The sequence below is a fragment of the Paracoccus homiensis genome (genome assembly GCF_900111675.1).
Taxonomy (GTDB): domain Bacteria; phylum Pseudomonadota; class Alphaproteobacteria; order Rhodobacterales; family Rhodobacteraceae; genus Paracoccus; species Paracoccus homiensis.
The window spans coordinates 293,969-317,955 of record NZ_FOHO01000003.1 but is presented as its reverse complement, the minus strand read 5'-3'; the positions used below and the strand labels follow the sequence as shown (position 1 = coordinate 317,955).

At 64.1% G+C, this 23,987-nt stretch carries 25 protein-coding genes; 7 read left to right on the top strand and 18 right to left on the bottom strand.

All coding sequences use genetic code 11. The features are described from left to right. Window positions 1–192: 192 nt before the first annotated feature. The 4 genes from purL to BMX67_RS06210 are packed head-to-tail and all read left to right on the top strand — an operon-like array spanning window position 193 to window position 4,480. Complete coding sequence (gene purL, locus BMX67_RS06225; protein ID WP_090733344.1) at window positions 193–2,373, top strand: phosphoribosylformylglycinamidine synthase subunit PurL; 2,181 nt, start codon at window positions 193–195, stop codon at window positions 2,371–2,373. Continuing rightward, a complete protein-coding gene (locus tag BMX67_RS06220) occupies window positions 2,370–3,518 on the top strand; it encodes a bifunctional 2-C-methyl-D-erythritol 4-phosphate cytidylyltransferase/2-C-methyl-D-erythritol 2,4-cyclodiphosphate synthase (protein ID WP_090733342.1) in 1,149 nt (382 codons plus the stop codon). The genes purL and BMX67_RS06220 overlap by 4 nt, the downstream gene beginning before the upstream one ends. A 3-nt stretch (window positions 3,519–3,521) precedes the next feature. Then, the gene (locus BMX67_RS06215; protein ID WP_090733341.1) at window positions 3,522–4,013 is read left to right on the top strand and encodes a phosphatidylglycerophosphatase A family protein; all 492 of its coding nucleotides are present in this window, start codon (window positions 3,522–3,524) and stop codon (window positions 4,011–4,013) included. Then, window positions 4,010–4,480 carry a CinA family protein gene (locus BMX67_RS06210; RefSeq protein ID WP_090733339.1) on the top strand — a complete coding sequence of 157 codons (471 nt, stop codon included), beginning with the start codon at window positions 4,010–4,012 and terminating at the stop codon, window positions 4,478–4,480. Before BMX67_RS06215 ends, BMX67_RS06210 begins: the two co-directional genes overlap by 4 nt. Here the strand turns inward: BMX67_RS06210 and BMX67_RS06205 are convergent. The 12 genes from BMX67_RS06205 to BMX67_RS06150 all read right to left on the bottom strand — a co-directional run bounded on the left by BMX67_RS06205 (window position 4,477) and on the right by BMX67_RS06150 (window position 15,569). After that, window positions 4,477–5,523: a threonine aldolase family protein gene (locus BMX67_RS06205; protein ID WP_090733338.1), complete on the bottom strand. Its 1,047-nt coding sequence runs from the start codon at window positions 5,521–5,523 to the stop codon at window positions 4,477–4,479. The genes BMX67_RS06210 and BMX67_RS06205 overlap by 4 nt on opposite strands. Continuing rightward, complete coding sequence (locus BMX67_RS06200; protein ID WP_090733336.1) at window positions 5,520–5,960, bottom strand: YcgN family cysteine cluster protein; 441 nt, start codon at window positions 5,958–5,960, stop codon at window positions 5,520–5,522. Before BMX67_RS06200 ends, BMX67_RS06205 begins: the two co-directional genes overlap by 4 nt. Further along, the gene (locus BMX67_RS06195; protein ID WP_090733334.1) at window positions 5,960–6,889 is read right to left on the bottom strand and encodes a bifunctional riboflavin kinase/FAD synthetase; all 930 of its coding nucleotides are present in this window, start codon (window positions 6,887–6,889) and stop codon (window positions 5,960–5,962) included. Before BMX67_RS06195 ends, BMX67_RS06200 begins: the two co-directional genes overlap by 1 nt. Before the next feature lie 30 nt (window positions 6,890–6,919). Then, the gene (locus tag BMX67_RS06190; RefSeq protein WP_090733542.1) at window positions 6,920–7,363 is read right to left on the bottom strand and encodes a MaoC family dehydratase; all 444 of its coding nucleotides are present in this window, start codon (window positions 7,361–7,363) and stop codon (window positions 6,920–6,922) included. A gap of 184 nt (window positions 7,364–7,547) precedes the next feature. After that, complete coding sequence (locus tag BMX67_RS06185) at window positions 7,548–8,417, bottom strand: TIGR01459 family HAD-type hydrolase (protein WP_090733333.1); 870 nt, start codon at window positions 8,415–8,417, stop codon at window positions 7,548–7,550. After that, window positions 8,417–9,334, bottom strand: a complete 918-nt coding sequence (locus BMX67_RS06180; protein ID WP_090733541.1) for a manganese-dependent inorganic pyrophosphatase — start codon at window positions 9,332–9,334, stop codon at window positions 8,417–8,419. Before BMX67_RS06180 ends, BMX67_RS06185 begins: the two co-directional genes overlap by 1 nt. A 132-nt stretch (window positions 9,335–9,466) precedes the next feature. Continuing rightward, window positions 9,467–9,976, bottom strand: coding sequence for a CarD family transcriptional regulator (locus BMX67_RS06175; RefSeq protein ID WP_090733332.1), 510 nt, complete (start codon window positions 9,974–9,976; stop codon window positions 9,467–9,469). A gap of 368 nt (window positions 9,977–10,344) precedes the next feature. Then, window positions 10,345–10,683, bottom strand: a complete 339-nt coding sequence (fdxA, locus tag BMX67_RS06170; RefSeq protein ID WP_090733331.1) for a ferredoxin FdxA — start codon at window positions 10,681–10,683, stop codon at window positions 10,345–10,347. 160 nt (window positions 10,684–10,843) lie between these two features. Continuing rightward, the gene (locus BMX67_RS06165; RefSeq protein WP_090733329.1) at window positions 10,844–11,887 is read right to left on the bottom strand and encodes an NAD(P)H-dependent flavin oxidoreductase; all 1,044 of its coding nucleotides are present in this window, start codon (window positions 11,885–11,887) and stop codon (window positions 10,844–10,846) included. Window positions 11,888–11,924: 37 nt separating this feature from the next. Further along, window positions 11,925–12,200: an RNA-binding S4 domain-containing protein gene (locus BMX67_RS06160; RefSeq protein WP_090733328.1), complete on the bottom strand. Its 276-nt coding sequence runs from the start codon at window positions 12,198–12,200 to the stop codon at window positions 11,925–11,927. Continuing rightward, complete coding sequence (locus BMX67_RS06155; protein WP_090733539.1) at window positions 12,197–15,043, bottom strand: helicase-related protein; 2,847 nt, start codon at window positions 15,041–15,043, stop codon at window positions 12,197–12,199. Before BMX67_RS06155 ends, BMX67_RS06160 begins: the two co-directional genes overlap by 4 nt. Before the next feature lie 10 nt (window positions 15,044–15,053). After that, the gene (locus tag BMX67_RS06150) at window positions 15,054–15,569 is read right to left on the bottom strand and encodes a hypothetical protein (RefSeq protein ID WP_245739234.1); all 516 of its coding nucleotides are present in this window, start codon (window positions 15,567–15,569) and stop codon (window positions 15,054–15,056) included. Window positions 15,570–15,688: 119 nt separating this feature from the next. On the opposite strand from BMX67_RS06150, the gene BMX67_RS06145 reads away from it, so the two are divergent. Both BMX67_RS06145 and BMX67_RS06140 read left to right on the top strand, forming a co-directional pair. Then, window positions 15,689–15,973, top strand: a complete 285-nt coding sequence (locus BMX67_RS06145; RefSeq protein ID WP_090733324.1) for an SCP2 sterol-binding domain-containing protein — start codon at window positions 15,689–15,691, stop codon at window positions 15,971–15,973. Between the two features lie 3 nt (window positions 15,974–15,976). Next, on the top strand, window positions 15,977–16,933 hold the full coding sequence (locus tag BMX67_RS06140) for an alpha/beta fold hydrolase (RefSeq protein ID WP_090733322.1): 957 nt from the start codon (window positions 15,977–15,979) through the stop codon (window positions 16,931–16,933). On the opposite strand, the gene BMX67_RS06135 is transcribed toward BMX67_RS06140, so the two are convergent. The 6 genes from BMX67_RS06135 to alr all read right to left on the bottom strand — a co-directional run bounded on the left by BMX67_RS06135 (window position 16,927) and on the right by alr (window position 22,082). After that, window positions 16,927–17,877, bottom strand: a complete 951-nt coding sequence (locus BMX67_RS06135) for a transporter associated domain-containing protein (RefSeq protein WP_090733320.1) — start codon at window positions 17,875–17,877, stop codon at window positions 16,927–16,929. The genes BMX67_RS06140 and BMX67_RS06135 overlap by 7 nt on opposite strands. Next, window positions 17,874–18,371, bottom strand: coding sequence for an rRNA maturation RNase YbeY (gene ybeY / locus BMX67_RS06130; RefSeq protein ID WP_175479827.1), 498 nt, complete (start codon window positions 18,369–18,371; stop codon window positions 17,874–17,876). The genes BMX67_RS06135 and ybeY overlap by 4 nt, the downstream gene beginning before the upstream one ends. Beyond that, window positions 18,364–19,440 (bottom strand): PhoH family protein, encoded by a 1,077-nt coding sequence (locus BMX67_RS06125; protein WP_425438966.1) that lies wholly within the window; start codon window positions 19,438–19,440, stop codon window positions 18,364–18,366. The genes ybeY and BMX67_RS06125 overlap by 8 nt, the downstream gene beginning before the upstream one ends. 157 nt (window positions 19,441–19,597) lie before the next feature. Continuing rightward, window positions 19,598–20,308: an ABC transporter ATP-binding protein gene (locus BMX67_RS06120; RefSeq protein ID WP_090733316.1), complete on the bottom strand. Its 711-nt coding sequence runs from the start codon at window positions 20,306–20,308 to the stop codon at window positions 19,598–19,600. Then, the gene (locus tag BMX67_RS06115; protein ID WP_090733315.1) at window positions 20,305–21,069 is read right to left on the bottom strand and encodes an MlaE family ABC transporter permease; all 765 of its coding nucleotides are present in this window, start codon (window positions 21,067–21,069) and stop codon (window positions 20,305–20,307) included. The genes BMX67_RS06120 and BMX67_RS06115 overlap by 4 nt, the downstream gene beginning before the upstream one ends. Continuing rightward, on the bottom strand, window positions 21,066–22,082 hold the full coding sequence (gene alr, locus BMX67_RS06110; RefSeq protein WP_090733313.1) for an alanine racemase: 1,017 nt from the start codon (window positions 22,080–22,082) through the stop codon (window positions 21,066–21,068). The genes BMX67_RS06115 and alr overlap by 4 nt, the downstream gene beginning before the upstream one ends. 173 nt (window positions 22,083–22,255) lie before the next feature. On the opposite strand from alr, the gene BMX67_RS06105 reads away from it, so the two are divergent. Continuing rightward, window positions 22,256–23,788 (top strand): acyl-CoA carboxylase subunit beta, encoded by a 1,533-nt coding sequence (locus BMX67_RS06105; RefSeq protein ID WP_090733311.1) that lies wholly within the window; start codon window positions 22,256–22,258, stop codon window positions 23,786–23,788. Window positions 23,789–23,987 lie beyond the last annotated feature (199 nt).

Sequence of the window (23,987 nt, the reverse complement as noted above, 5' to 3'; positions counted from 1 at the left end):
CCCATAAATCATGCTGCGAAGGCGATGGTCAGCCTAAGCGCGCATCACCTTCTACCTCCCTGTTGGACTTAGGCCGGGCCTCGTGCCCGGCTTTTTTTTATCCTCGCGGGCGGTTGTTCCATCCCGCACCCTTCCCATGTCAGCGCGTTCGTCCTAAAAGCCGCCTGACTCCACGGGCAGGAAGGGCCAGACATGCAGGAACCGTCGATCACCCCGGAACTGATCGCCGCGCACGGGCTGAAGCCCGACGAATATGACCGCATTCTGGACATCATCGGACGCGAGCCCAGTTTCACCGAATTGGGCATCTTCAGTGCCATGTGGAACGAACATTGTTCCTATAAATCGTCGAAGAAATGGCTTCGCACCCTGCCGACTGACGGCCCGCAGGTGATCTGCGGCCCCGGCGAGAATGCGGGCGTTGTCGATATCGGCGACGGTCAGGCCGTGGTCTTCAAGATGGAAAGCCACAACCATCCCAGCTATATCGAACCGCATCAGGGCGCGGCGACCGGCGTGGGCGGCATTCTGCGTGACGTCTTTACCATGGGCGCACGGCCCATCGCGGCGATGGACTCGCTGTCCTTCGGGCGTCCCGAACATCCCAAGACCGCGCATCTGGTCAAGGGCGTGGTCGAGGGGATCGGCGCCTATGGCAACGCCTTCGGCGTGCCCAATGTCGGCGGCGAAGTCCGCTTTCACCGCAGCTATGATGGCAACTGCCTTGTGAACGCCTTTGCGGCGGGCCTGGCCGATGCAGACAAGATCTTCTACTCGGCCGCGTCCGGGGTCGGCATGCCGGTCGTCTATCTGGGCGCCAAGACCGGGCGCGACGGCGTCGGCGGCGCGACCATGGCCAGCGCCGAATTCGACGACACGATCGAGGAAAAGCGCCCCACCGTTCAGGTCGGTGACCCGTTCACCGAAAAATGCCTGCTGGAAGCCTGTCTCGAACTGATGGCTTCGGGCTCGGTCATTTCGATCCAGGATATGGGCGCGGCGGGGCTGACCTGTTCCGCCGTCGAGATGGGCGACAAGGGCGGGCTGGGCATCAAGCTGCAACTGGACGCCGTGCCGCAGCGCGAAACCAACATGACCGCCTACGAGATGATGCTGTCGGAATCCCAAGAACGGATGCTGATGGTTCTGAAGCCCGAAAAAGAGGCCGAGGCCCGCGCGATCTTTGAAAAATGGGATCTGGATTTCGCCATCGTCGGCGAAACCATCGCCGAGGACCGTTTCCTGATCGTGCATGGAAATGATGTGAAGGCCGATCTGCCGCTGTCGAAACTGTCGTCCAGCGCGCCTGAATACGATCGCCCCTGGGTCGAAACCCCGGCCGCTACCGCAGCCGACCCCCTGCCCGCGATTCAGCCGATCGCCGCGCTGAAATCGCTGATCGGCAGCCCGAACCACGCCCGCAAGTCCTGGGTCTGGCATCAATATGACACGCAGGTCGGCGCCGACACGATCCGCCGCCCCGGCATGGGCGCTGGCGTCGTGCGCGTTCACGGCACCAACAAGGCGCTGGCATTCACCAGCGATGTGACGCCCCGCTATGTCCGCGCCAACCCGGTCGAGGGTGGCAAGCAGGCCGTGGCCGAGGCGTTCCGCAACCTTTGCGCCGTCGGCGCGACGCCGCTGGCGACGACCGACAACCTGAATTTCGGCAACCCCGAAAAGCCCGAGATCATGGGCCAATTCGTCGGCGCGATCAAAGGTATCGGCGAGGCCTGCCGCGCGCTGGACTTCCCGATCGTGTCGGGCAACGTGTCGCTGTATAACGAAACCGATGGCAAGGGCATCCTGCCCACCCCGACCATCGGCGGCGTCGGTCTGATCGACGATCTGTCGAACCTGATCGCGGGCCTTCCGGGCGAAGGCGATGTGGCCATCGTGATCGGCGCGACCAAGGGCCATCTGGAACAATCGGCGCTGGCCTATGAGGCGTTCGGCCTTGAAGCCGGCGATGCGCCCCATGTCGATCTGGCACAAGAACGCGCGCATGGCGAATTCCTGCGCACCCACCGCGAGCTTGTGAAATCCGCGACCGATCTGTCGGATGGCGGGCTGGCGCTGGCGGCCTTTGAAATGGCCGAAGAGGCCGGCATCGGCCTGCGCCTGATCAGCGACGATATCGGTCAGCTGTTCGGTGAGGATCAGGCCCGCTATCTTGTGGCCTGCGATGCGTCGGGCGCGGCTGCGCTGCTGGAACAGGCGGAAAAGGCCGGGATCCCGGCGGCTAGCGTGGGCAGTTTCGGCGGCAGCGCCGTGCAGCTGGGCGATGACGCGGCCGATTTGTCCGACCTGTCGTCGCTGTATCGCGGGGCCTTTGCCGCCGCGATCAAGGGCGACATGCCCGACCACGCATGAGCCTGACACCGCCCGAGGGCTTTGCCGCGATCATCGTCGCGGCAGGCCGCGGCAATCGCGCGGGCGGTGGACTGCCCAAGCAATGGCGCGATCTGGCTGGCCGCCCGGTTCTGGATCGTACGATTGCCGCCTTCCGTGGCTTCGGGCGCATCGTCGTCGTCTGTCACCCCGATGACATGGACCATGCGCAGGCGGTCCTTGACACGGCGGTCACTCTGGTGCCCGGCGGCGACAGCCGCTCGGCCAGTGTGCGCAACGCGCTGAACGCGCTGCCCGGCGATGACATCACCCATGTGCTGATCCATGACGGGGCAAGACCGCTGGTCAGCGCTTCGGTGATCGCGGGCGTTGTCGATGCCCTGATCGACGGCGCGGATGCCGCCGCCCCGGCCCTGCCCGTCAGCGATGCGCTGTGGCGCGGCACAGAAGGGCGCGTGACCGGCACCCAGCCGCGCGACGACCTGTTTCGCGCCCAGACGCCGCAGGGTTTTTCGCTATCCGCGATTCGTCAGGCCCATGATCGGGCCAGCGCAGACGCCGCCGACGATGTCGAACTGGCCCGCAATGCCGGGTTCGAGGTTGCGATCACCCCCGGCAGCGAAGACAATATCAAGATCACCTATCCCGCCGATTTTGCGCGCGCGGAACACCTATTGAGGCCCCGGATGGATATTCGTCTTGGCAATGGTTACGACGTACATGCCTTTGGTCCCGGCGATCACGTCTGGCTGTGCGGGATCCAGATCCCGCATGATGCGGGTCTGTCGGGCCATTCCGACGCCGATGTCGGCATGCACGCACTGACCGATGCGATCTATGGCGCGCTGGCCATGGGCGATATCGGGCGGCATTTCCCGCCTTCGGATCCGCAGTGGAAAGGTGCCGACAGCGCGATCTTTCTGCGCCACGCGGCCGAACTGGCACGCAGCCATGGCTACCGCTTTGGCAATGCGGATGTGACGCTGATCTGCGAGGCGCCGAAGATCGGGCCCCATGCGCAGGCCATGCAGGACCGTCTTGCCGATATCATGGGCCTCGACCCTACCCGCATCAGTGTCAAGGCGACCACATCCGAAAAGCTGGGCTTCACCGGCCGTCGCGAGGGCATTGCCGCCATCGCCACCGCAACCCTGATCAAGGACTAGGCCATGGAACGTCTGCTTTGCATCTGGTTCGGCGCAGGCCTGCTGCGCCCGGCACCCGGCACCTGGGGATCGGCGGTGGCGGTGTTGCTGGGCGTGTTGCTGCACCGCATCGGGCATTTCCCGCTGCTGGCGGTGGCGACCGTCGCGGTGACCGTGGCCGGGTTCTGGGCCGTTCCGCGCTATAGCAAGGGGATGTCCGATCCCGACCGCAGCGAGATCGTGATCGACGAGGTCGCGGGCCAATGGCTTGCCCTGTGCTTTCCCTCGGCGGCCTTCTATCTTGCCGGAATGTCCGCCGAGATCTTTCCCTATCCGGGCTGGCTGGCGGCCTTTCTGTTCTTTCGCCTGTTCGACATCTGGAAGCCCTGGCTGGTCGGCCGTGCCGATCGTGACGGCGGGGTGCGTGGGGTCATGCTGGATGATCTGTGGGCCGGGCTGTTCGCCGGGATCGCCACGATCATCGCCGCGGCCGTCGCGCATGGGGTGCTGATGTGAGCCTGGCCGCCGAGGTTCTGGACGCCGCCCGCGCACGCGGCATCACCATCGCCACCGCAGAAAGCTGCACCGGTGGGCTTATCATCGGCGCCCTGACCGAGGTGCCGGGATCGTCCGATGTCGTCGATCGCGGCTTTGTCACCTATTCCAACGCCGCCAAACAGCAGATGCTGGCGGTCCGCGCCCAGACCCTGCAGGCCCACGGCGCCGTCAGCGAGGAAACGGCCGCAGAGATGGCAAGCGGTGCCTTGTCGGCATCCGATGCCACGCTGACCGTCTCGGTGACGGGGATCGCGGGACCCGGCGGATCCGAACACAAGCCTGAAGGGCGCGTCTGCTTCGGTCTGGCGAATGCCTTTGGCGTCACCACCGAAACCGTCGAATTCGGCGCCATCGGACGTAGCAATGTGCGCGCCGCGACGGTCGAACATGCGCTGCGGCTGCTGTTGATCGCGCTGCGGCGCTAGGACTGGCCGATCAGCGCCTTGGCAAAATCCTGAATCGCCGCGTCAGGGGTGTCCCATGCGGTGACCAGCCGGATCGGCGCGGGATCCAGCCCTTCGGCGGATTTGTCGGGCCAGGAATAATAGGCCGCACCTGCCGCGCGCGCCCGCGCATCCGCAGCCGCCGGAATCGCGGCAAAGACCGCATTGCTTTCGACCGGGACCAGCAACTGACCGCCCGCCGCCAGAACGGCGTCGCCCAGCCGCTTGGCAAGCCCGTTCGCACGGCTCGCCAGATCCAGCCACAGACCATCACCGACAAGCGCCAGCATCTGCGCGGCCAGATAGCGCTGCTTGGAAAAGACATGGCCCGCCTGCTTGCGGCGATAATCGAACCCCTTCGCCAATTCGGGATCGAAGAACACAATCGCCTCGGCGGCCATGGCGCCGTTCTTCGTGCCGCCAAAGCACAGGACATCGACACTCGCACGCCAGGTCACATCGGCGGGCGCGCATCCCAGCGACGCGACAGCATTCGCGAAGCGCGCCCCGTCCATATGCAACGGCAACCCGCCCTGATGCGCGGCCCGGGCCAGGGCCGCAACCTGATCCGGTGTATAGACCGTGCCCCATTCCGTGGCATTGGTGATCGAGACCATCGCATTCGGCCCGCCATTCAGCCCACCGCCCGCGCCGATCCGGATCGCCTCGGCCAGAACATCCGGCGTCAGCTTGCCATCGGCGCCCGGCAGGGTCACCAGCTTGCCGCCCGTGGTATAGAATTCGGGCGCCGCGCATTCGCTTGTCTCGATATGGGCGTCGTCATGGCAATAGATCCGCCCGCCCGGCGGGGTCAGCTGTGCGCAGACCAGCGCATTGGCCGCCGTTCCCGTCGCGACAAAACGCACCACGGCGTCCGGGGCCTGAAACAGATCGCGGATCGCAGCCTCGGCCTGTTCGGTCACGGGGTCGGATCCATAGGCCCCGACCGCACCGCCATTGCAATCGACCATCGCCTTCAGAACGGCGGGATGCGCGCCATAGGTATTGTCAGAGGCAAAGTTCATGACAGATCCTCGATGATGTGATCTTCCCAATCCTCTTCACTGACCTCGGCCTCGCTGACCGTCCAGCCCCGCACGCTGACCCCGGCGCGATGAACCGCTTCGGGATCGCCCGAGATCAGGTGGTGCCAGCGAAACAGCGGACGCCCCTCGGCCCGAAGGCGATAGGCGCAGGTCGCGGGCAGCCAATAGTGGATTTCCTTCAGTTTCTTCGGCGTCAGAACCACGCATTCAGGTACGAAATCATGCCGGTTCTGATAGGATGAACAACGACAGGCATGCCCGTCCAGCAGCTTGCAGGCAACGCGGGTGAACAGCAGTTCCTCGCTGTCCTCATATTCGATCTTGTTCAGGCAACATTTGCCGCAGCCGTCGCACAGCGCCTCCCATTCATCGGGTGTCAGCTTTTCCAGCGGCAGGTCCCAGAATTTTTCGCGCATCACGTGCCGGCCAGAATCGCGCGTGCCTGATCGGCATCGGCCTGGATCTGGGCGATCAGCGTTTCGACGCTGTCGAATTTCTCTTCGTCGCGCAGGAATTCGACCAGGGCGACAGAGAGGTGCTGACCGTAAAGATCGCCCTGAAAATCAAACAGATGCACTTCCAGATTTGGCGCGTTGCGGCCGAACATGGGACGCACGCCAAGGCTGGCGACGCCGCGGCAGGACAGGCGGTTCGGGCCGGTCAGGACATCGACCAGAACGGCATAGACACCCAGACGCGGCAGATGCAGCCCCTCCATCCGCATATTCGCGGTGGGCCAGCCGAAATCGCGACCGCGCTTGTCGCCATGCACGACCTCGCCCTCGATGCGGTGCCAGTGACCCAACATGCGTTCGGCATCACGGGTCCGCCCCTCGGCCAATGCCGTGCGGATCGCGGTCGAGCTGTATTCCGCCTCGCCCGAACCAAGCAGCGGCACAGCGGTCACGCCAAAGCCCATCTGGTCGCCAAGCCGGGTCAGGGTCTGCACGTTCCCCGCGCGTTTCTTGCCAAAACAGAAATCGGCTCCGACCGTCACGTGGCGCACGCCCAGACCATCGACCAGCACATCGCGTGCGAAACATTCCGGTGTCAGACCTGACAGGACCGGGCCGAAGGGCAGTTCATACAGATGCTGCACGCCCAGACGCGCAAGCCTGTTTGCCCGCGCCTCGGCATTCATCAGGCGAAAGGGTGCAGCTTCGGGGCGAAAGACCTCGCGCGGATGCGGTTCGAAGGTGATGATCCCCAGCGGCGCATCGGCGGCGCGGGTCGCAGCCTCGATCACCGCGCGATGGCCCAGATGGACGCCGTCGAAATTTCCCATGGCGACCGTCGCGCCACGGGCAGTGACAGGCAGACCGGCCCAATCGCGATGGATGTGCAAAGCGCCCCCTTTGCGGGGCACCCTGCCCCGTCAGTCGAACTTGCGGCTTGGGGCCAGCACGACCGCCTCGCCTTTCAGCACGACCGTATCGCCCACCATGCAGCGGGTTGCAAGCGTCACACGGCGCTTGGCGTGGTCGATCGTCTCGACCGTGACTTCGGCGCGAACCATGTCACCGGGACGCACCGGGGCCATGAATTTCAGGGTCTGGCCCAGATAGACGGTGCCATGTCCGGGCAGCTGTTCGCCGATCACCGCGGAAATCAGCCCCGCGGTCAGCATACCATGGGCGATGCGCCCCTCGAAGATCGTGTCCTGTGCATATTCTTCGTCCAGATGCACCGGGTTCCGGTCGGTCGAGACCTGGGCAAACATCTCGATATCCTCGTCCGTCACCTGCTTTTGCAGATAGCGGGACATGCCGATTTCAAGATCCTCGATGACGATCGTGCCGCGGGGAAGATTATCAAACATGCTGTTATCCATCATCTAAGCCGGTTTCAGGACGGTTGATGCTGCATAGCAGCAATCACGTGGCATAGCAACAAGATTGCGCATGAGTGATACTTTAGGACATATTGTGACCATTCAGAACGCCGCGCGTCGCAACGAAAAAGGGCCCGCGCATCGCACGGGCCCCTGGTCCGGTCTATGTCGTTCAGCGCAGGCGCCCGATGGACAGTTCAGGGCTTGCGCCGTGGGTTGCCAGCCATTCGCGCAACAGATCCGCGTCAGGGCTTTCGACATCGGGACCGAACGCCTCGGCCGCAAGACCGCCGGTGACGAACAGACAGTCGATCCCTTCCTGCATCGCGCCCTTCACATCGGTGCGGATGCCGTCGCCGACGACCAGGATTCGCGCCTGATCGCCCAGGTTCATCAGGCGACGCGCACGCTGATAGATCGGGGCATGCGGTTTGCCGAAATAATACGAGGTGCCGCCCAGATCCTCATAGAATTCGGCCAGCGCACCGGCGCAGTAGATCCGCGTTTCGCCCATATCCACGACGATATCGGGATTCGCGCACAGCATCTTCAGCCCGCGCTGCTTTGCCAGCATCAGGCGCGCGCGGTAATCCTCGGGTGTTTCGCTGCGCTCATCAAAGGGGCCGGTGCAGACGATGCCTTCGGCCTCGTCCAGCGGAACCCGCGTGACCGCCGGCGCGTCGGCCCATTCCGCAGGCACATCGTTGAAAAAGCCGTCATCCTTGTCGGTGCCGATATGCCAGACCTTGCGCCCCACGGCACCGTCGAACATCGCGTCCTGCGCGGCATCACCCGAACTGACGACGATGTCCCACGCATCGCGCGGCACCCCCATGCGATCCAGCTGCGCAATGACATAGGGATTGGGTCGCGGCGCGTTGGTCATCAGGCAGACCTGACCGCCATTGCGCCGAAATTCCTGCAGCGCCGCGACGGCGGCGAGGTAAGGCTGCTGCCCGTTATGCAGACAGCCCCACAGGTCGCAGAACAGCACATCGTAATTCGTGCCGACCTGCGACAGGCTTTCAATGATCCGGGTCATCAGACTGCCAGCGCCGGAATGATCTGTTTCTTGCGGCTCATGATGCCGGGCAGAACGACCGTGTCACCCGATACCGAGGCCTGGAAGCTGGTTTCCGCAATCTGACGCACGAAATCGTTGGGAACCAGCAAGGTCGCCTCCTCGCGCAGGATGTCGATGACGAACAGCAGCACCTCGTCGGCGCCGTCGGCGGCAGCCACGCCCGGCATCGCCGCAACCAGCGCATCTTTGCGCGCCAACAGCGTCGCGGGTGCGGTGGTTTCCAGAACCGAGATCCGCAGCTTTTTTCCGCCCAGTTCGTATTCCTTGCTGTCCATGCGCAGCAGTGCTTCGTCGCTGAAGGCACTGACATCGGATTTCGCGGCAAACATCTGGGCGGCGTAATCGATGATGTTCACACCCAGATCGGCGGCCAGCTTTTCGGCAACGGCGCGATCATGCGGCGTGGTCGTCGGGCTGCGGAATTCCAGCGTATCGGACAGGATACAGGTCAGCATCGCCCCCTTCACCCCTTCCGGGGCGCGGGCCATGTCGTCGCCGATCAGGTCATGCATGATCGTTGCGGTACAGGCCAGCGGACGTATGGTGATATTGATGGGTGCCTTGGTCTTGATGCCGCCCGCCAGCATGTGATGGTCGATGATCTCGATCACATCGGCATCGTTGATCGCCGCGGGAAGTTCGGCGGGATTGTTCGTGTCGACGATGACGCATTGCTCGCCCTTCTCGACGCCGCCGATGATGTCCGGCTTGTCGAGATTCCAGCGGGTCAGCATCCAGGCGGCTTCGGTATTGGGTTCGCCTTGCAGCACGGCCTGTGCCGGCGTCTTGCGGACCTCGTTCAGATACCACGCCCAGATGATGGGCGAGCCGGTCGAGTCGGTGTCAGGGGAGGTGTGGCCGAAAACCTTGATCATGTTGAGCCTCTGCAGGATCATGAATTTGCGGCGGTTATAGGTGGCGTTCGACGCGATGTCCACGCGCCGCGCCACATGCGAAAGGGCGCCCGCATCCGGATGCCCCTTGCAAGAATGATCGGCAGGCGCGGATCAGGCCGCGCGGGTGACCAGAACCTCATCGACGCGCTTCTGCGCGGCACCTTCGTCCAGGCCGCCGACAGCCGCGACTTCGCGGGTCAGACGGTCCAGAGCGGCTTCGTAAAGCTGACGCTCGGAATAGGACTGCTCGCGCTGATCGTCGCTGCGATGCAGGTCGCGGACCACTTCCGCGATCGACATCAGATCGCCGGAATTGATCTTCTGTTCGTATTCCTGTGCACGACGCGACCACATGGCACGCTTGACGCGGGCCTTGCCTTTCAGCGTGTCCAGCGCACGTTCGACCAGATCGGGCGAGGACAGGCCACGCATCCCGATTTCCGAGGCGCGCGAGGTCGGAACGCGCAGCGTCATCTTGTCCTTGTCGAACGAGATCACGAACATTTCCAGCCGAAGCCCCGCGACTTCCTGCTCTTCGATCGAAACGATCCGGCCCACGCCATGGGCAGGATAGACGACGAAATCATCGGGGCGGAATTCGTTCTTCTTGGCTTTCGACATATGGCTTCCTCTAGGCAGCGCCCCTTCAAAGGGCACAAAAAACCGCAAGCGGCGAATGCCACCTTCGGTCCATTTTCATCGTTTTATTTGCCCGCGCCGGCAGAAGGCTCGGGTATTGGCAGCATTGGGCGCACATCCGATGGGCCTCTGACTTCCATCAGATGCGAATGATTGCCAACATAGCATAAATATGACGCCAAAAAAAGCCACGCCGCGCTGTCCTGAAACAACCCGGCCCGGCCTGTTTTTCAAAACGGTTTCAGCGCGTTACGAAAACAACCGATCAGATATCACGCTAATGTTCGCGCGAATCGCCCCGATTGGCCGCAGTCTTTCAAGCCCCTGCGACCAAAATGTGACAGCCCCGATCAGTCGCCCTCGCCGGGCGCTTCCGAGAAGTACTGGTCCAGTTTGCCGTCAACGCCGTCCATCTCGGCGGCAGAAGGCATGGGATCCTTCTTCTGCGTGATTACCGGCCATTTTTCGGAATATTTCCGATTGAACTCGACCCATTTTTCCATGTCCGGCTCGGTATCCGGGCGGATGGCGTCGGCGGGGCATTCGGGTTCACAGACACCGCAATCGATGCATTCATCGGGATGAATGACCAAGGTATTCTCGCCCTCGTAGAAACAGTCCACGGGGCAAACCTCGACGCAGTCGGTATATTTGCACATGATGCAATTATCGGTGACGACGTAGGTCATTGCGCACTCCAATTCGATATCGCGCGACAGTTACGCCCCACCATCAGATCATGCAAGTGCGGCCTTGGGGAAAAGACCGGGATTCGCCCGCGCGATGGCTGACCGAAACAATGTTCCCGGCCTGCGCCGATGTCGGGACAGGTGTCGCCCGGCAACGGCATCATGCGGTCCGCCATTCCTGCGCCAGCATCTGTACCAGCTTGCCTGCGGGCATCGGCCTGACCTGCGCGGCGCCGGTTCCGGCCCAAAATGCGCCAAACCCCGGCGCATCTGCCGCACGGGCCGCTGCGATCAGCCGTTTGCTGAGGTCATAGGCGTCGGGATAGGCCGGGATCCGGGTGGCACCCCTGCACCAATCGGTCAGCCGGTTTTCAAGGCAGCGTGCCGGCCGCCCCGAGATCGCCGAGGTCATCACCGTGCCGCCCCTGCCCAGTCGTTCACGATATTCCGCATCGGCCAGGCTTTCGGGGCAGGCGACGAACGCCGTTCCCAATTGTGCCGCCACAGCACCCCATGACAGCGCCCGCGCGATATCCGCTCCGTGCATAAGCCCGCCCGCCGCCACGACCGGCAGCGTCAATTCGGCACAAAGCTGACGGGTCAGATCCATGGTCGTCAGACGTTGATCCGGACCGTCAGGGTCAAATATGCCGCGATGACCGCCCGCCTGATAGCCCTGGGCGATCACGGCGTCACAGCCGGCTGCCTGTATCCGCCGCGCCTCGGCCAGGGACGTCGCGCTGGCCATGGTCAGAATGCCGGCCTGTTTCAGCGCAGCCATCTGGTCAGGGCGCGGCAGGCCGAAGTGAAAGCTGACGACGCGCGGGCGGGTCCGCAGAACCACGTTCAGCATCGCGTCCTCGTCGCGAAAGCTGGCATAGATCCGCCGAAGATGTTGGGGCGGGTCCGCCTTCAGGCTGTCGAAAAGCGGCTTGGCGCGCGCGATCCAGTCGTTTTCCCGCGTGGCATCGCGGACTTCGCTGCTGTGACAGAAGAAATTCGCGCAGAAGGGTCGGTCGGTGGCCTTTCCGGTTTGACGAATGCTGTCCTCTGCCAGGGTGGCGTCCATCGCGCCCAACCCAAGACCGCCCAAGCCACCGGCATTGCTGACCGCCGCGGCCATTTCCGGGGTCGCCACGCCGGCCATCGGGGCCTGAAAGATCGGCAGATCAACCGCTAGACGGGACAGAAAATCGCTGGACATGCCACAGGGAACCACAAATGCGCGGGCTGCGGCAAGGCTAGTCGGCAGATGTTTCGCGGTAAAGAAGCGCCGCCTCGGCGGCGGGGCCGCGACGTGTCCCAAGGTCCAGAACCTGAAACTGACGGACCTGCCCATAGGCCGACACGACCAGCAGATCGCCGGGGCGGATGGCCCGCCCGGGCTTGCGGCAGGGCTGTCCGTTCAGACGGACACCCCCACCCTCGATACGGTCCGCAGCCAGACCGCGCGACTTGAACAGACGCGCATGGAACAACCATTTGTCCAGCCGAAGGGTCGGTGACCCGTCGGTCACTTCTTGTCTTTAAGCGCTGCCAGAATGGCGAAGGGGCTGTCGGGATCGGCCTTCTTTTCAGGACGGGCGCTGTAGGTCTTGGGGCCCGATTGCGGCTTGCCGCCTTTTTTCGGACCGCCCTTGCCGCGCGGCTTGCCGCCGTCGCGACCGCCCTTGCCGCCCTCGCCACGGTTTTCACGCGCAGTGGCATCCTTGCGCGGACCGCCGCGACGGCCCTGACCTTCGCCGCCCTGCGGACGACGGTTGCGGGGCTTGGGCGCCCAACGGAAGGTATAGAACACCTCCAGCTCAGGGGCAGCTTCGGCCTCGGCGCTGGCCTCTTCGCCTGCGGCTTCGGCGGCGGCGCGGCGTTTCTCGGCCTGCTCGGCTTCCCATTTGGCGCGGGTTTCGGCGGCCAGAACGCTTTCTTCCTCGGTCATCGGCGCGTCAGAGCCGGTGGCCTCGGCGGCAGGTGCGGCAACCTCGGTGGCGCGGGCCTTTTCACGCTCGCCCTTTTCGGCGGCATAGCCCAGACCTTCCATCAGGTTGGCGAACTGTTCCAGCGTCATGCCGGTGATCGACAGCATGTCCGGATTGGCCTCGAAGCCGCCGCGCGTGTCCTGCGCACGCAGCAGATCGGCCAGACGTTCCAGCATGTCGATACGGATCGCGCGATCGCCCGCGGGACGATAGCCCGACAGCGTGTAGTATCCGTCGGGCACCGCATCCAGATGCGGAATGGTGACCAGACCGGGGGGCGGACTTTCGGGGAATTCGTCCAGCCCTTCGGCCAGCGACCACAGCACCAGACGCAGACGGGTCGGCGCGGGTTTCAGCAGCGCGGGCATGAAGATGGTGAACTGGCCAAAGCGCACGCCATGCTTGCGCAGCGCGCCGCGTGCGTCCTGATCAAGTTCCTTGACCTCGCCTGCCACGCCATCGCGCGGCAGGACGCCAAGCGCCTCGACCAGACGGAAGGCGAATCCCTTGGCCAGACCCGACAGCGCCTCGTCACGCTGCATGTTGGTCAGCGGCTCGAACAGCGCAGCGACCTTGCGGTCGATGAAATGCTGAAGGCGACGCTTTACCTTTTCGCCGATATCGGCCCCGGCCTCTTCGTCGACGAACACCTCGACGCCGGGATGCATCGCATCGCTGCCCTTGACCAGCTTGCCGACAGCGGCGTCGCCCCACATCAGGCCGCCCTGTTCGGTAAAGTCCAGTTCGGTATCGGGCGCATTGTAGAACCGATCCGCCCGCAGGTGGAATTCGGGGCGCAGCGCCTCGTAGCTGGCGCGGTTCAGCATCTTTGCCTCGTCCGCCGTCGCGGTCTGGTCAGGGCGAAACCGGAATCCCTCAAGACGGCCGGCGAATTCGCCCTCGACCGTCACTTCGCCCTTGTCGTTCACTTCGGCCACAAGGCTCTCCTTCTGCTTGAGCCGGCGCAGAAGCACAGATGTGCGCCGGTCCACAAATCGTTGGGTCAACGCTGCATGCAGCGCGTCTGACAGGCGGTCTTCTACAGCGCGAGTCTCGCCGCGCCAATGCTTTTCGTCCTGAACCCAGCCATTGCGTTGCGCCACATAGGTCCATGTGCGGATATATGCCAAACGCTTGGACAGCGCGTCGATATCGCCATGGGTGCGGTCAATGCGCTGCACCGCGCGAGCCAGCCAGTCGGTCGGGATCTGCCCGTCCTGCAGGAAACCGAAGATCCGCATCAGCATGCTGACATGTTCCGCGGGCGAAATGCCCCGGAAATCAGGCACACGGCAGACATCCCACAACAGCCGCACATCCTTGCCGGACTGCACGCGGTCGCGGATTTCGGGAATGTCGCGCAGAGATTTCAGCGCGGCGATATCGTCGGCCTCGCGCCCGCGCGACAGGATTTCATGATCCGGTGCGACTTCCAGGCTTTGGACCAACCGCTCCATCGTGCCGAATTCCAGCCGGGCATTGCGCCACATCAGGCGGCTGATCGGCTGAAAGCGGTGGTTCTCGATGGCATCGACCAGCCCGTCTTCCAGCGGCTGCGCCTCGCCGGTGACGCCGAAGGTGCCCGATTCGGTGTGCCGCCCCGCCCGGCCCGCGATCTGACCCAGCTCATGCGGAAACAGCGGGCGGACGCGGCGACCGTCGAATTTATGTGTCGCACTGAAGGCGACATGGCGGATGTCCAGGTTCAGCCCCATGCCGATCGCATCGGTGGCGACCAGATAATCGACCTCACCGGCCTGATACATCTCGACCTGGGCATTGCGGGTCCGGGGCGACAGCGCGCCCATCACGACCGCACAGCCCCCCTTCTGGCGGCGGATCAGTTCTGCCATGGCGTAGACATCATCGACGCTGAAGCCGACGATGGCGCTGCGGGCGGGCATCCGCGACAGTTTCTTCGACCCCGCCCAGCTAAGCGTGGAAAACCGCTCGCGGCGCTGAAACTGCACGCCGGGGACAAGGGCGGCAATCGCCGGGCGCATCGTGTCACTGCCCAGAAACAGGGTTTCCTGAAGGCCGCGCATGTTCAGCAACCGGTCGGTGAATACATGGCCGCGTTCGGGATCGGCGCAAAGCTGGATTTCATCGATGGCGACGAAATCGGCGCCGATCTCGGGCATGGCCTCGGTCGTGGCGACCCAGTATTGCACCCGGTCCGGCACGATCCGTTCCTCGCCCGTGACCAGCGCCACGACCGAGGGGCCGCGCGCCTTGACGATGCGGTCATAGACTTCGCGCGCCAGCAATCGCAGCGGCAGGCCGATCACCCCGGTGCGATGGGCCAGCATGCGTTCGATGGCGTAATGGGTTTTGCCGGTGTTGGTCGGGCCGAGAACGGCGGTGACCCGGCCCCTGTCAATCATGGTCATGGCGTCAGATATCGGTACCCGACTGCGTCTGTTCCAGACGGGCGACCGCGTCAATGGCCTCTTGTTGATGGGGATGGATGTCCAGACTGCGGCGATAGGCGTCCAGCGCGGCCTGTTCGCTGCCGATTTCCTCCAGCATGGCGCCCAGCTGAGTCAGGGCGGCGAATTGCCGCGGTTCCAGTTCCAGCGCGCGGGACAGATCGGCGATGGCCGGGCCGAAATACCCCTGGGCGGCATAGGCGACGGCACGGGTCTGATAGCCGGTCGCGAAATCCGGCGCATGGTCGGTCAGCGCGGTCAGATGCCCGATCGCGGCCTGCGGATCGCCCAGGTCCAGCGCCTCTTCGCCGCGTTTCAGCAGCAGGTCCATCGACGCGGACCCCGATTTCGACCATTCGCGCAGGATATCGGATTCGGCGACGCGCCAGCCATCGCCCTCGGGCTGGGCAAGCTGGCGAAACAGCGCGTCCATATCGGCGGCCTGGGCAAAGGCGGTTGCGGAAATAAATAGAATCGTCACTGTTGCGTGGCACAGTGCCGCGACGGCAGAGTAGAAAACGGAACGGACCGGGCGCATACCCGATCTGTAAACCACCCCACCCACCGGGTGAAAGAGAAAGCGCGAGGAGACGCGAGAAAATGAGCAAAGTTGTGAACGCAGCCGTCGAAGAGCTGAGCAAGAAGATCGACAGCTTCGGATCGACGGCGAAATTCGTCATCGAGGACGAAGGCGCGATCATGATCGACGGATCGGGCGTCCATGCCGGCGACGAAGAAGCCGATGTGACCCTGACCGCCAGCCGCGAAACCTTCGAAGGCATCCTGGATGGCAGCGTCGCCCCCGCCGCGGCCTTCATGACCGGCAAACTGAAGATCGACGGCGACATGGGCGTCGCGATGCAGCTGGGCTCGGCCCTGTCCTGATCCATGCAGCCCGCGCCTTTCCACCAGCTTCCCGGCGATACCCTGCCCCCGGCCGATGCCTTCTGGGTGCGGGCGGATGACGGGGTCCGCCTGCGGCTGGCGGTCTGGCGCGGCGCAGACAACGCGCCGCGGGGCAGCGTCCTGCTGTTCCCCGGCCGCACCGAATATATCGAGAAATATTCCCCCTTCGCCCACCGGCTGACGCAGGCGGGCTATCACGTCATATCCATCGACTGGCGTGGACAGGGTCTGTCAGACCGGTTGCAGGACGATCCCCGCCCCGGACATATCGGCGAATTCAGCGACTATCAGCGCGACGTGGTCGAGATGCTGGTAGCAGTGGGCGAACTTGACCTGCCACGACCGTGGCACCTGCTGGCCCATTCGATGGGCGGCTGCATCGGACTGGCCGCGCTGATCGACGATCTGCCTGTCGTCAGCGCCGCCTTCTCGGCGCCGATGTGGGGCATCAATCTTCGTCAGATGCCGCGCCGCATGGCCATGGCGATCACGGCCATCGCCGCCCGCGCGGGCTTTGGCGGCAGATCGACCCCCGGCACCGGCGCCGGTGGCACCTATTTCGTGGACGAGGCGTTCAGCACCAATCTGCTGACCTGCAATGTCGATGAATGGTCGCGCCTTCTGCGCGAGGCCGTGTCATGGCCCGATCTGACCATCGGGGGCGCCAGCTATGACTGGCTGCGCCACGCGCTGACCGAATGCCGGCGACTGTCCGACCTGCCCGGACCGGACATACCGATGCTGGTTTCGCTGGGAAGCGATGAGAAAATCGTGTCGGCCACGGCGATCCGGCAACGTGCCCAAGCCTGGCCCGGTGCGCAATTGCTGGACATCGACGGCGGGCGGCACGAGGTCATCGTGGAAACGCCCGCGCGTCAGCAATTGTTCTTCGATGCCGTTCTGGCGCAGTTCAACACCGCCAGCGCCGCCGATTACTGATCCGCGGGCGGGCCCTGTTCCAGCTGTTCGGCCGGCTTGCGGGCCGGCGTGACCGACACACCCGGCAGCCGCAGACGAATACGCTTGATCCGGCGCGGATCGGCATCGACCACCTCGAATTCGGCGCCCGATTCATGGGCGATCACCTCGCCGCGCAGCGGAACCCGCCCGGTCAGCATGAAGATCAGGCCGCCGAACGTGTCGATTTCCTCGTCCTCGTCGTCACGGGCAAGGCGCAGGCCGGTTTCGGCCTCGATCTCGTTCAGGGGCGTGCGGGCCTGAACAAGCCACTGGCCCGGCTTTTCCTTGACCCAGGCCTGTTCCTCGATCTCGTCATGCTCGTCCTCGATCTGGCCGATCACCTGTTCGATCAGATCCTCGATCGTGACCAGCCCATCGACGCCCCCATATTCGTCGATGACCAGCGCCATATGCGAGCGTTTCTGCTGCATCTGCTGCAACAACACCCCGATCGGCATCGAGGGCGGCACATACAGCAAGGGGCGCAGCATCGGCCGCAGCGTGAATTTTCCCGCCTGCCCGAACCCGTGCTTCAGTGCCAGATCCTTCAGGTGGATCAGGCCAAGCGGGCTGTCCAGCGTTCCGCGAAACACCGGAATGCGCGAAAATCCGTGTTCACGAAACAGCGCGACCAGATCGTCCAGCGTGATCGCCAGCGGTGCGGCGATGATCTCGACCTTGGGAATGGCCACATCCTCGACCCGCATGCGACGCAGATTGGCCAGACCCAGCGCGGGCCGGGCTTGCGGCGTGTCACTGTCCGGGCTGGCCTCGTCTTCGTCCTGCCCGGTCAGGGCGTCGAAGAACCGTCCGAAAAATCCGCGCGAGGCAGGCAGGTCGCGCCCCTCGCCCCCGACACCGTCGGCCTCGCAGGCCGGGGCGTCGTCAAGATGCTCTGCGGATAATCGAGACTCGGAGTTCATTGGACTTTCTCTTGATAAGGATCGGAAATATTCAGCGTCGACAGGATCGAACGCTCGGTCGCTTCCATGGTTTCGGCATCGGGATCGTTTTCATGATCATACCCCAAAAGATGCAGAACCGCGTGGATCAACAGGTGGGTGACGTGGTCGTCAATGCTTTTGCCCTGCGCCTCGGCCTCGGCCAGGCAGGTTTCATAGGCGATGGCGATGTCGCCCAGTTCTTCGGTATCGGGCAGATCGGGCCGCGCGCCCGGTTCACGCGGCGCATGTTCGACGGATGGCCAGGACAGCACATTCGTCGCGCGTGGCTTGCCCCGGAAATCGGCATTCAGCGCGGCGATGCGGGCATCGTCGCACCCCATCACCACGACCTCGCCGCCGATCCCGTGCCATGTCAGCGTCGCGTGAACGGCCCGTTCAGACAGCGCCTCTAACCCGGCGCTGTCCCATCGGTCATCCTCGATCACGCAATCTGCGGTGATTTCTTCAGCCATCGTTCCTCATCGCCCGGCGGGGGGCATATTGCCCCTGAGGGGTCGGCCCCTCGCCCCGCGCAATCGCGGCCGCATCCTCGGCGTCATAGGCGTCGATGATCCGCGCCACAAGCGGGTGCCGCACGACATCCTTGGCCGTGAAATAGCTGAAGCTGATACCCTTGACCCCGTCAAGGATGCGCTCGGCATCGACCAGACCCGACTGCATGCCACGCGGCAGGTCGATCTGGCTGCGGTCGCCCGTCACCACCATGCGCGAGCCTTCGCCCAGACGGGTCAGGAACATCTTCATCTGCATCTGCGTGGCATTCTGAGCTTCGTCCAGCACCACAAAGGCACTGGCCAGCGTCCGCCCGCGCATGAAGGCCAGGGGCGCGATCTCGATCCGCTTTTCTTCCATCAGCTTCTGCAGCTGCTTTCCCGGAAGAAAGTCGTTCAGCGCGTCGTAAAGCGGCTGCATGTAGGGATCGACCTTCTCCTTCATGTCGCCGGGAAGAAAGCCCAGACGCTCACCCGCCTCGACGGCGGGACGCGACAGGATGATCTTGTCGACCTGACCATTGATCAGCATGGTCACGCCCACCGCCACGGCCAGATAGGTCTTGCCCGTGCCCGCCGGACCGATGCCGAAGGCCAGTTCATGTTCGAACAGCGAGCGGACATAGGCCTTTTGCGCGTCGGTACGCGGCTCGACGGATTTCTTGCGGGTCCGCAATTCGTAATTTCCGGCGGCGAACATTTCCAACTGTTCGCTGGGGCTGGTCTCGGTCGCGGACTCCACGCCCATGCGCAGCGCGGCCTCGATCTCGGCCAGGCTGACGGGGCGGTTCTGTTCCAGACGGGCATACAGCCCCTGCAAAAGCTGCGCGGCCTCGGCCTGTGCTTCGGGTCCACCGACCACGGCCAGTTGATTGCCGCGTCGCAGGATATGCACGCCAAGTGCCTCTTCGATGCGTGCAAGATGCCGGTCATTGGCACCGCACAGATCGATCAGCAGCCGGTTATCGGGGAATTCCAGCAGAGTTTCGCCAGGATGTGTCGCAACGGGGGGCGTTGGGTTGAGGCCCAAATTTCTCTCCTGCTCAGGCATTATCATCAATGGTGGCGATCAACGGGGATTCGCACAAGACCATCGTGAACAATTCTGCGGCAGAATTGCGACAGATTGTGATCCGGGATGCGGATTTGGCCAGATGTTGCGCATGAAATCGGCAGGAGGGGCGCCGTCATTGCGGCGCATGGCCCAGAAATTCAGCCAGTTCAGGCGCGGCATCCATTCGCGAAACCGGTCCCTGCCAGGCGATCCGGCCCTGTTGCAGCAGGGCCACGCGATCCCCGATGCTGCGCACCGATTCCATGTCATGGGTGATCGTGATCGCGGTGGCCCCGGTGCTGCGCACGATGCCGCGGATCAGGTCGTTGATGCGCCGCGCGCGGATCGGGTCCAGCCCGGTCGTGGGCTCGTCGAAAAAGATCACCCTTGGATCGGCGGCAATCGCGCGGGCCAGCGCGACACGCTTTGCCATCCCGCCCGACAGCTGCGCGGGCATCAGATCTGCGGTCTCGGCGGCCAGACCCACGCGGGCCAGCTTGTCGATGGCGATACGGCGCGCCTGCTGATCCGGCATCTGCTGACGCAGGCGAAAGGCGACGTTCTGCCAGACCGACAGGCTGTCAAACAGCGCCCCGCCCTGAAACAGCATCCCGAATTGCTGCATGAATTCGGCACGACGCGCACCGTCCAGTGGGCGATCCTGCCACAGGATCTGCCCGGCATCCGGCGCGACCATGCCAAGAATGCATTTCAGCAGGACCGATTTGCCCATGCCGGACTGGCCGATCACGCACAGGCTTTCACCAGGGGCGACGGACAGGTCGATCCGGTCCAGCACGGTCTTGTCACCGAAGGATTTCGACAGGCCCTGAACAGCGATCATTCGAAGAACATCCCCGTCAGCACGAAATTCGCGGCCAGAATGCCGACGGCCGCGGCGACCACCGCGGATTTGGTGGCGCGGCCCACGCCCTCGGCCCCGCGGCCAGACCGCATCCCGAACCAGCAGCCGCTGACCGCGACCACCAGCCCGAAAACCGCGCCTTTGATCAGGCCCGACGCCACGTCCCAGCTTTCCAGATAGGCCCAGCTGTTCGACAGATAAGCGGTCGAATTGAACCCCAGCGAGTTGGTCCCGATCAGCCATCCCCCCATGATGCCGATGATATCGCCGATCCCCACCAGAAACGGCACCGTCAGCACCGCCGCCCACAGGCGCGGCGTCACCAGCCAGCGCATCGGATCGGTGGACAGGGTGACAAGCGCGTCGATCTGTTCGGTGACGCGCATGGTGCCGATCTCGGCCGCGATCGAGCTTGCGACCCGCGCGGCCACCATCAGGCCGCCCAGCACCGGCCCCAGTTCCCGCACCATGCCGATGGCCACGATCGCAGGTACGACATCGCTGGCCTGAAAGCGGGCGCCGCCGGAATGGATCTGCAGCGCCAGCGCCGCACCGGTGAACAGCGCCGTCAGGGCAACCACCGGCAGCGACAGCCAGCCGATCTGGATCAGTTGCGCAGCAAAGGCGCGCGGATAAAAGGGGCGCAGGCGAAACAGCCCCCGCCCGGTGAACAGCGCCACCGCGCCAAGCCCGCGCAAAAGCCCAAGCGCAGCGCGTCCGGTCGCGCGGATCGGGGTCACAGATAGGTCCGTTGGTATCGCTGGCGCAGGGCGGTCAGGATCTCATAGCCGATGGTGCCCGCATAGTCGGCAACGCGGTCGATGGGCTGTTCGGCGCAGATCAGGTCCAGATGCGCCGGGCTGCCCGCCAGATCCGTCACATCCGCCGTGATCAGGTCCATCGAGACACGCCCCACGATCGGACAGGCCACCCCATCGGCGTAAAGGCTTGCCCCGCTGGAGGACAGCGCCCGCAGGATGCCGTCGGCATAGCCCGCGGCAACCGTGGCGATCCGGCGCGGCGCATCCGCCGTCCAGGTCGCGCCATAGCCGACAAATTCGTCCGGCTGCACCAGCCGCGTCTGAATGACCGGCAGCGACAGCCGCACGACCTGCTGGGCATCGGCAAAGGGCATGCCGCCATAAAGCCCCACGCCCGGTCGCACCATGTCGAAATGGTAATCCGGGCCCAGAAGGATTCCCCCGGTCGCCGCCAGCGATCGCGGGACGTCGCAACCTTCGGTCATCGCGCGAAAGGCGGCCAGTTGCGCGGCATTGGCGGGGTGATCGGGCTCATCCGCGCAGGCCAGATGCGACATGATGAAATCGGGACGCGCGGCCAGCGCCTCGGCCCGGACCTGCGCCCATTCGGCGGCCTCCATGCCAAGACGGTTCATGCCGCTGTCAAGCTGGATCGCGAAGGGCTGGCCGGGACGCATGGCGCGGTCGCGGAAGAACTGTTCGGGGCTGTTCAGGACCGGAACCAGCCCGGTCAGGTCCTGCCCCTCCATATGACCGGACAGCACATTGATGCGGGCATCGTCAGGCAGATGCGGCCGCAGGGCACGCCCTTCCTTGGCCAGCGCGACGAAGAAATCACGCGCACCGGCCCGATACAGGGCGGGCGCGACACGATCCGCCCCTAGGCCATAGCCATCGGCCTTGACCACGGCGGCTGCGCGGGCGCCCGGCGCATTGGCCGCCAGCGCCTTCCAATTGGCCACGATGGCCCCGATATCGATCTGCAATCCCATGCACCCGATTTCCTTCAAGCCCCGCGCCGCGTCAAGCCCGCGCTTGCGGCCGGGATTAGCCGATTTGCATTTCGCACAGATCGTCGCGAGGGTATTTTGCAAATTTTCCGTTCTTTCCTTTTCCACAGACCAAAGCCGCGCTACCGTTCGCCAACCACGGAAGGGAGCCTGCGATGAAGGACATTCTGAATGAGCTGGAGCATCGCCGCGACGAAGCCCGGCTGGGCGGCGGCCAGCGGCGCATCGATGCCCAGCACGCCCGCGGCAAGCTGACCGCACGCGAACGAATCGAATTGCTGCTGGATGAAGGCAGCTTCGAGGAATTCGACATGTTTGTGGCCCATCGCAGCACCGATTTCGGGATGGAGGCCGACCGCCCCTATGGCGACGGCGTCGTGACCGGATGGGGCACGATCAATGGCCGCATGGTCTATGTCTTTTCGCAGGACTTCACCGTCTTCGGCGGCTCGCTGTCGGAAACCCATGCCCAGAAGATCTGCAAGATCATGGACATGGCAATGCAGAACGGCGCCCCCGTCATCGGCATCAACGATTCGGGCGGTGCGCGCATCCAGGAAGGCGTGGCCAGCCTTGCGGGCTATGCCGACGTGTTTCAGCGCAACATCATGGCGTCGGGCGTGATCCCGCAGATCAGCGTCATCATGGGCCCCTGCGCGGGCGGTGCCGTCTATTCACCCGCCATGACGGACTTCATCTTCATGGTCAGGGACACGTCCTACATGTTCGTGACCGGCCCCGATGTGGTCAAGACCGTCACCAACGAGGTCGTGACCGCCGAACAGCTGGGCGGCGCCAGCACGCATACAAAGAAAAGCAGCGTCGCAGATGGCGCCTTCGAAAATGACATCGAAGCCCTGTCAGAAATTCGCCGGCTGTTCGACTTTCTGCCGATGAACAACCGCGACACCGTGCCCGTGCGCCCCTTCTTCGACGATCCCGCCCGGATCGAGGAAAGCCTGGACACGCTGATTCCCGACAACCCGAACCAGCCCTATGACATGAAAGAGCTGATCGTGAAGGTCGCGGACGAAGGCGACTTCTACGAGATCCAGAAAGATTTCGCGGGCAATATCATCACCGGCTTCATCCGCCTTGAAGGGCGCACTGTCGGGGTCGTCGCCAACCAGCCGATGGTTCTGGCGGGCTGTCTGGATATCGACAGCAGCCGCAAGGCCGCGCGCTTTGTCCGGTTCTGCGACGCGTTCGAAATTCCGATCCTGACCTTCGTCGACGTGCCGGGCTTCCTGCCGGGCACCGGTCAGGAATATGGCGGCGTCATCAAGCATGGCGCAAAGCTGCTGTTCGCCTATGGCGAGGCGACCGTGCCGAAGGTCACCGTGATCACCCGCAAGGCCTATGGCGGGGCCTATGACGTCATGGCGTCGAAACATCTGCGCGGCGATTTCAACTATGCCTGGCCCACCGCCGAAATCGCGGTGATGGGCGCCAAGGGCGCGGTCGAGATCCTGTATCGCAGCGAGCTGGGCGATGCGGACAAGATCGCGGCGCGGACCAAGGATTACGAAGACCGTTTCGCGAACCCGTTCGTCGCCGCCGAAAAAGGTTTCATCGACGAGGTTATTCAACCGCGCTCAACCCGGCGCCGGGTGGCCCGCGCCTTTGCAAGCCTGCGCGGCAAGAAACTGTCGAACCCTTGGAAAAAGCACGACAATATCCCTCTGTGATGATGATGTTCGGCCCCCATTTGCACAACCTCGTGAATGATGCAGCACCGCCACAGGCCCATCGGCTTCTGCGCGGGGGGCATCACACGCGTTGTTCGGACATGGGGTCCGGCTGTATCATCCTGCCGTGCCCGGCCGCCAAGACGGTCGGCGCAGAACCGAGCAGTCGGGCCGAAACAGGCCCGCATTACAGGAGCGA

Bases quoted from the DNA above. Each gene is read 5' to 3' on its own strand.
- BMX67_RS06120 (WP_090733316.1), bottom strand. From the start codon at position 20,308: ATGATCGCTGTTCAGGGCCTGTCGAAATCCTTCGGTGACAAGACCGTG.
- BMX67_RS06180 (WP_090733541.1), bottom strand. From the start codon at position 9,334: ATGATCAAGGTTTTCGGCCACACCTCCCCTGACACCGACTCGACCGGC.
- BMX67_RS06175 (WP_090733332.1), bottom strand. From the start codon at position 9,976: ATGTCGAAAGCCAAGAAGAACGAATTCCGCCCCGATGATTTCGTCGTC.
- alr (WP_090733313.1), bottom strand. From the start codon at position 22,082: ATGGGATTGCAGATCGATATCGGGGCCATCGTGGCCAATTGGAAGGCG.
- BMX67_RS06105 (WP_090733311.1), top strand. From the start codon at position 22,256: ATGAAGGACATTCTGAATGAGCTGGAGCATCGCCGCGACGAAGCCCGG.
- BMX67_RS06145 (WP_090733324.1), top strand. From the start codon at position 15,689: ATGAGCAAAGTTGTGAACGCAGCCGTCGAAGAGCTGAGCAAGAAGATC.
- fdxA (WP_090733331.1), bottom strand. From the start codon at position 10,683: ATGACCTACGTCGTCACCGATAATTGCATCATGTGCAAATATACCGAC.
- BMX67_RS06190 (WP_090733542.1), bottom strand. From the start codon at position 7,363: ATGTTTGATAATCTTCCCCGCGGCACGATCGTCATCGAGGATCTTGAA.
- BMX67_RS06205 (WP_090733338.1), bottom strand. From the start codon at position 5,523: ATGAACTTTGCCTCTGACAATACCTATGGCGCGCATCCCGCCGTTCTG.
- BMX67_RS06140 (WP_090733322.1), top strand. From the start codon at position 15,977: ATGCAGCCCGCGCCTTTCCACCAGCTTCCCGGCGATACCCTGCCCCCG.
- BMX67_RS06215 (WP_090733341.1), top strand. From the start codon at position 3,522: ATGGAACGTCTGCTTTGCATCTGGTTCGGCGCAGGCCTGCTGCGCCCG.
- ybeY (WP_175479827.1), bottom strand. From the start codon at position 18,371: ATGGCTGAAGAAATCACCGCAGATTGCGTGATCGAGGATGACCGATGG.
- BMX67_RS06200 (WP_090733336.1), bottom strand. From the start codon at position 5,960: ATGCGCGAAAAATTCTGGGACCTGCCGCTGGAAAAGCTGACACCCGAT.
- purL (WP_090733344.1), top strand. From the start codon at position 193: ATGCAGGAACCGTCGATCACCCCGGAACTGATCGCCGCGCACGGGCTG.
- BMX67_RS06185 (WP_090733333.1), bottom strand. From the start codon at position 8,417: ATGACCCGGATCATTGAAAGCCTGTCGCAGGTCGGCACGAATTACGAT.
- BMX67_RS06165 (WP_090733329.1), bottom strand. From the start codon at position 11,887: ATGTCCAGCGATTTTCTGTCCCGTCTAGCGGTTGATCTGCCGATCTTT.
- BMX67_RS06155 (WP_090733539.1), bottom strand. From the start codon at position 15,043: ATGATTGACAGGGGCCGGGTCACCGCCGTTCTCGGCCCGACCAACACC.
- BMX67_RS06220 (WP_090733342.1), top strand. From the start codon at position 2,370: ATGAGCCTGACACCGCCCGAGGGCTTTGCCGCGATCATCGTCGCGGCA.
- BMX67_RS06135 (WP_090733320.1), bottom strand. From the start codon at position 17,877: ATGAACTCCGAGTCTCGATTATCCGCAGAGCATCTTGACGACGCCCCG.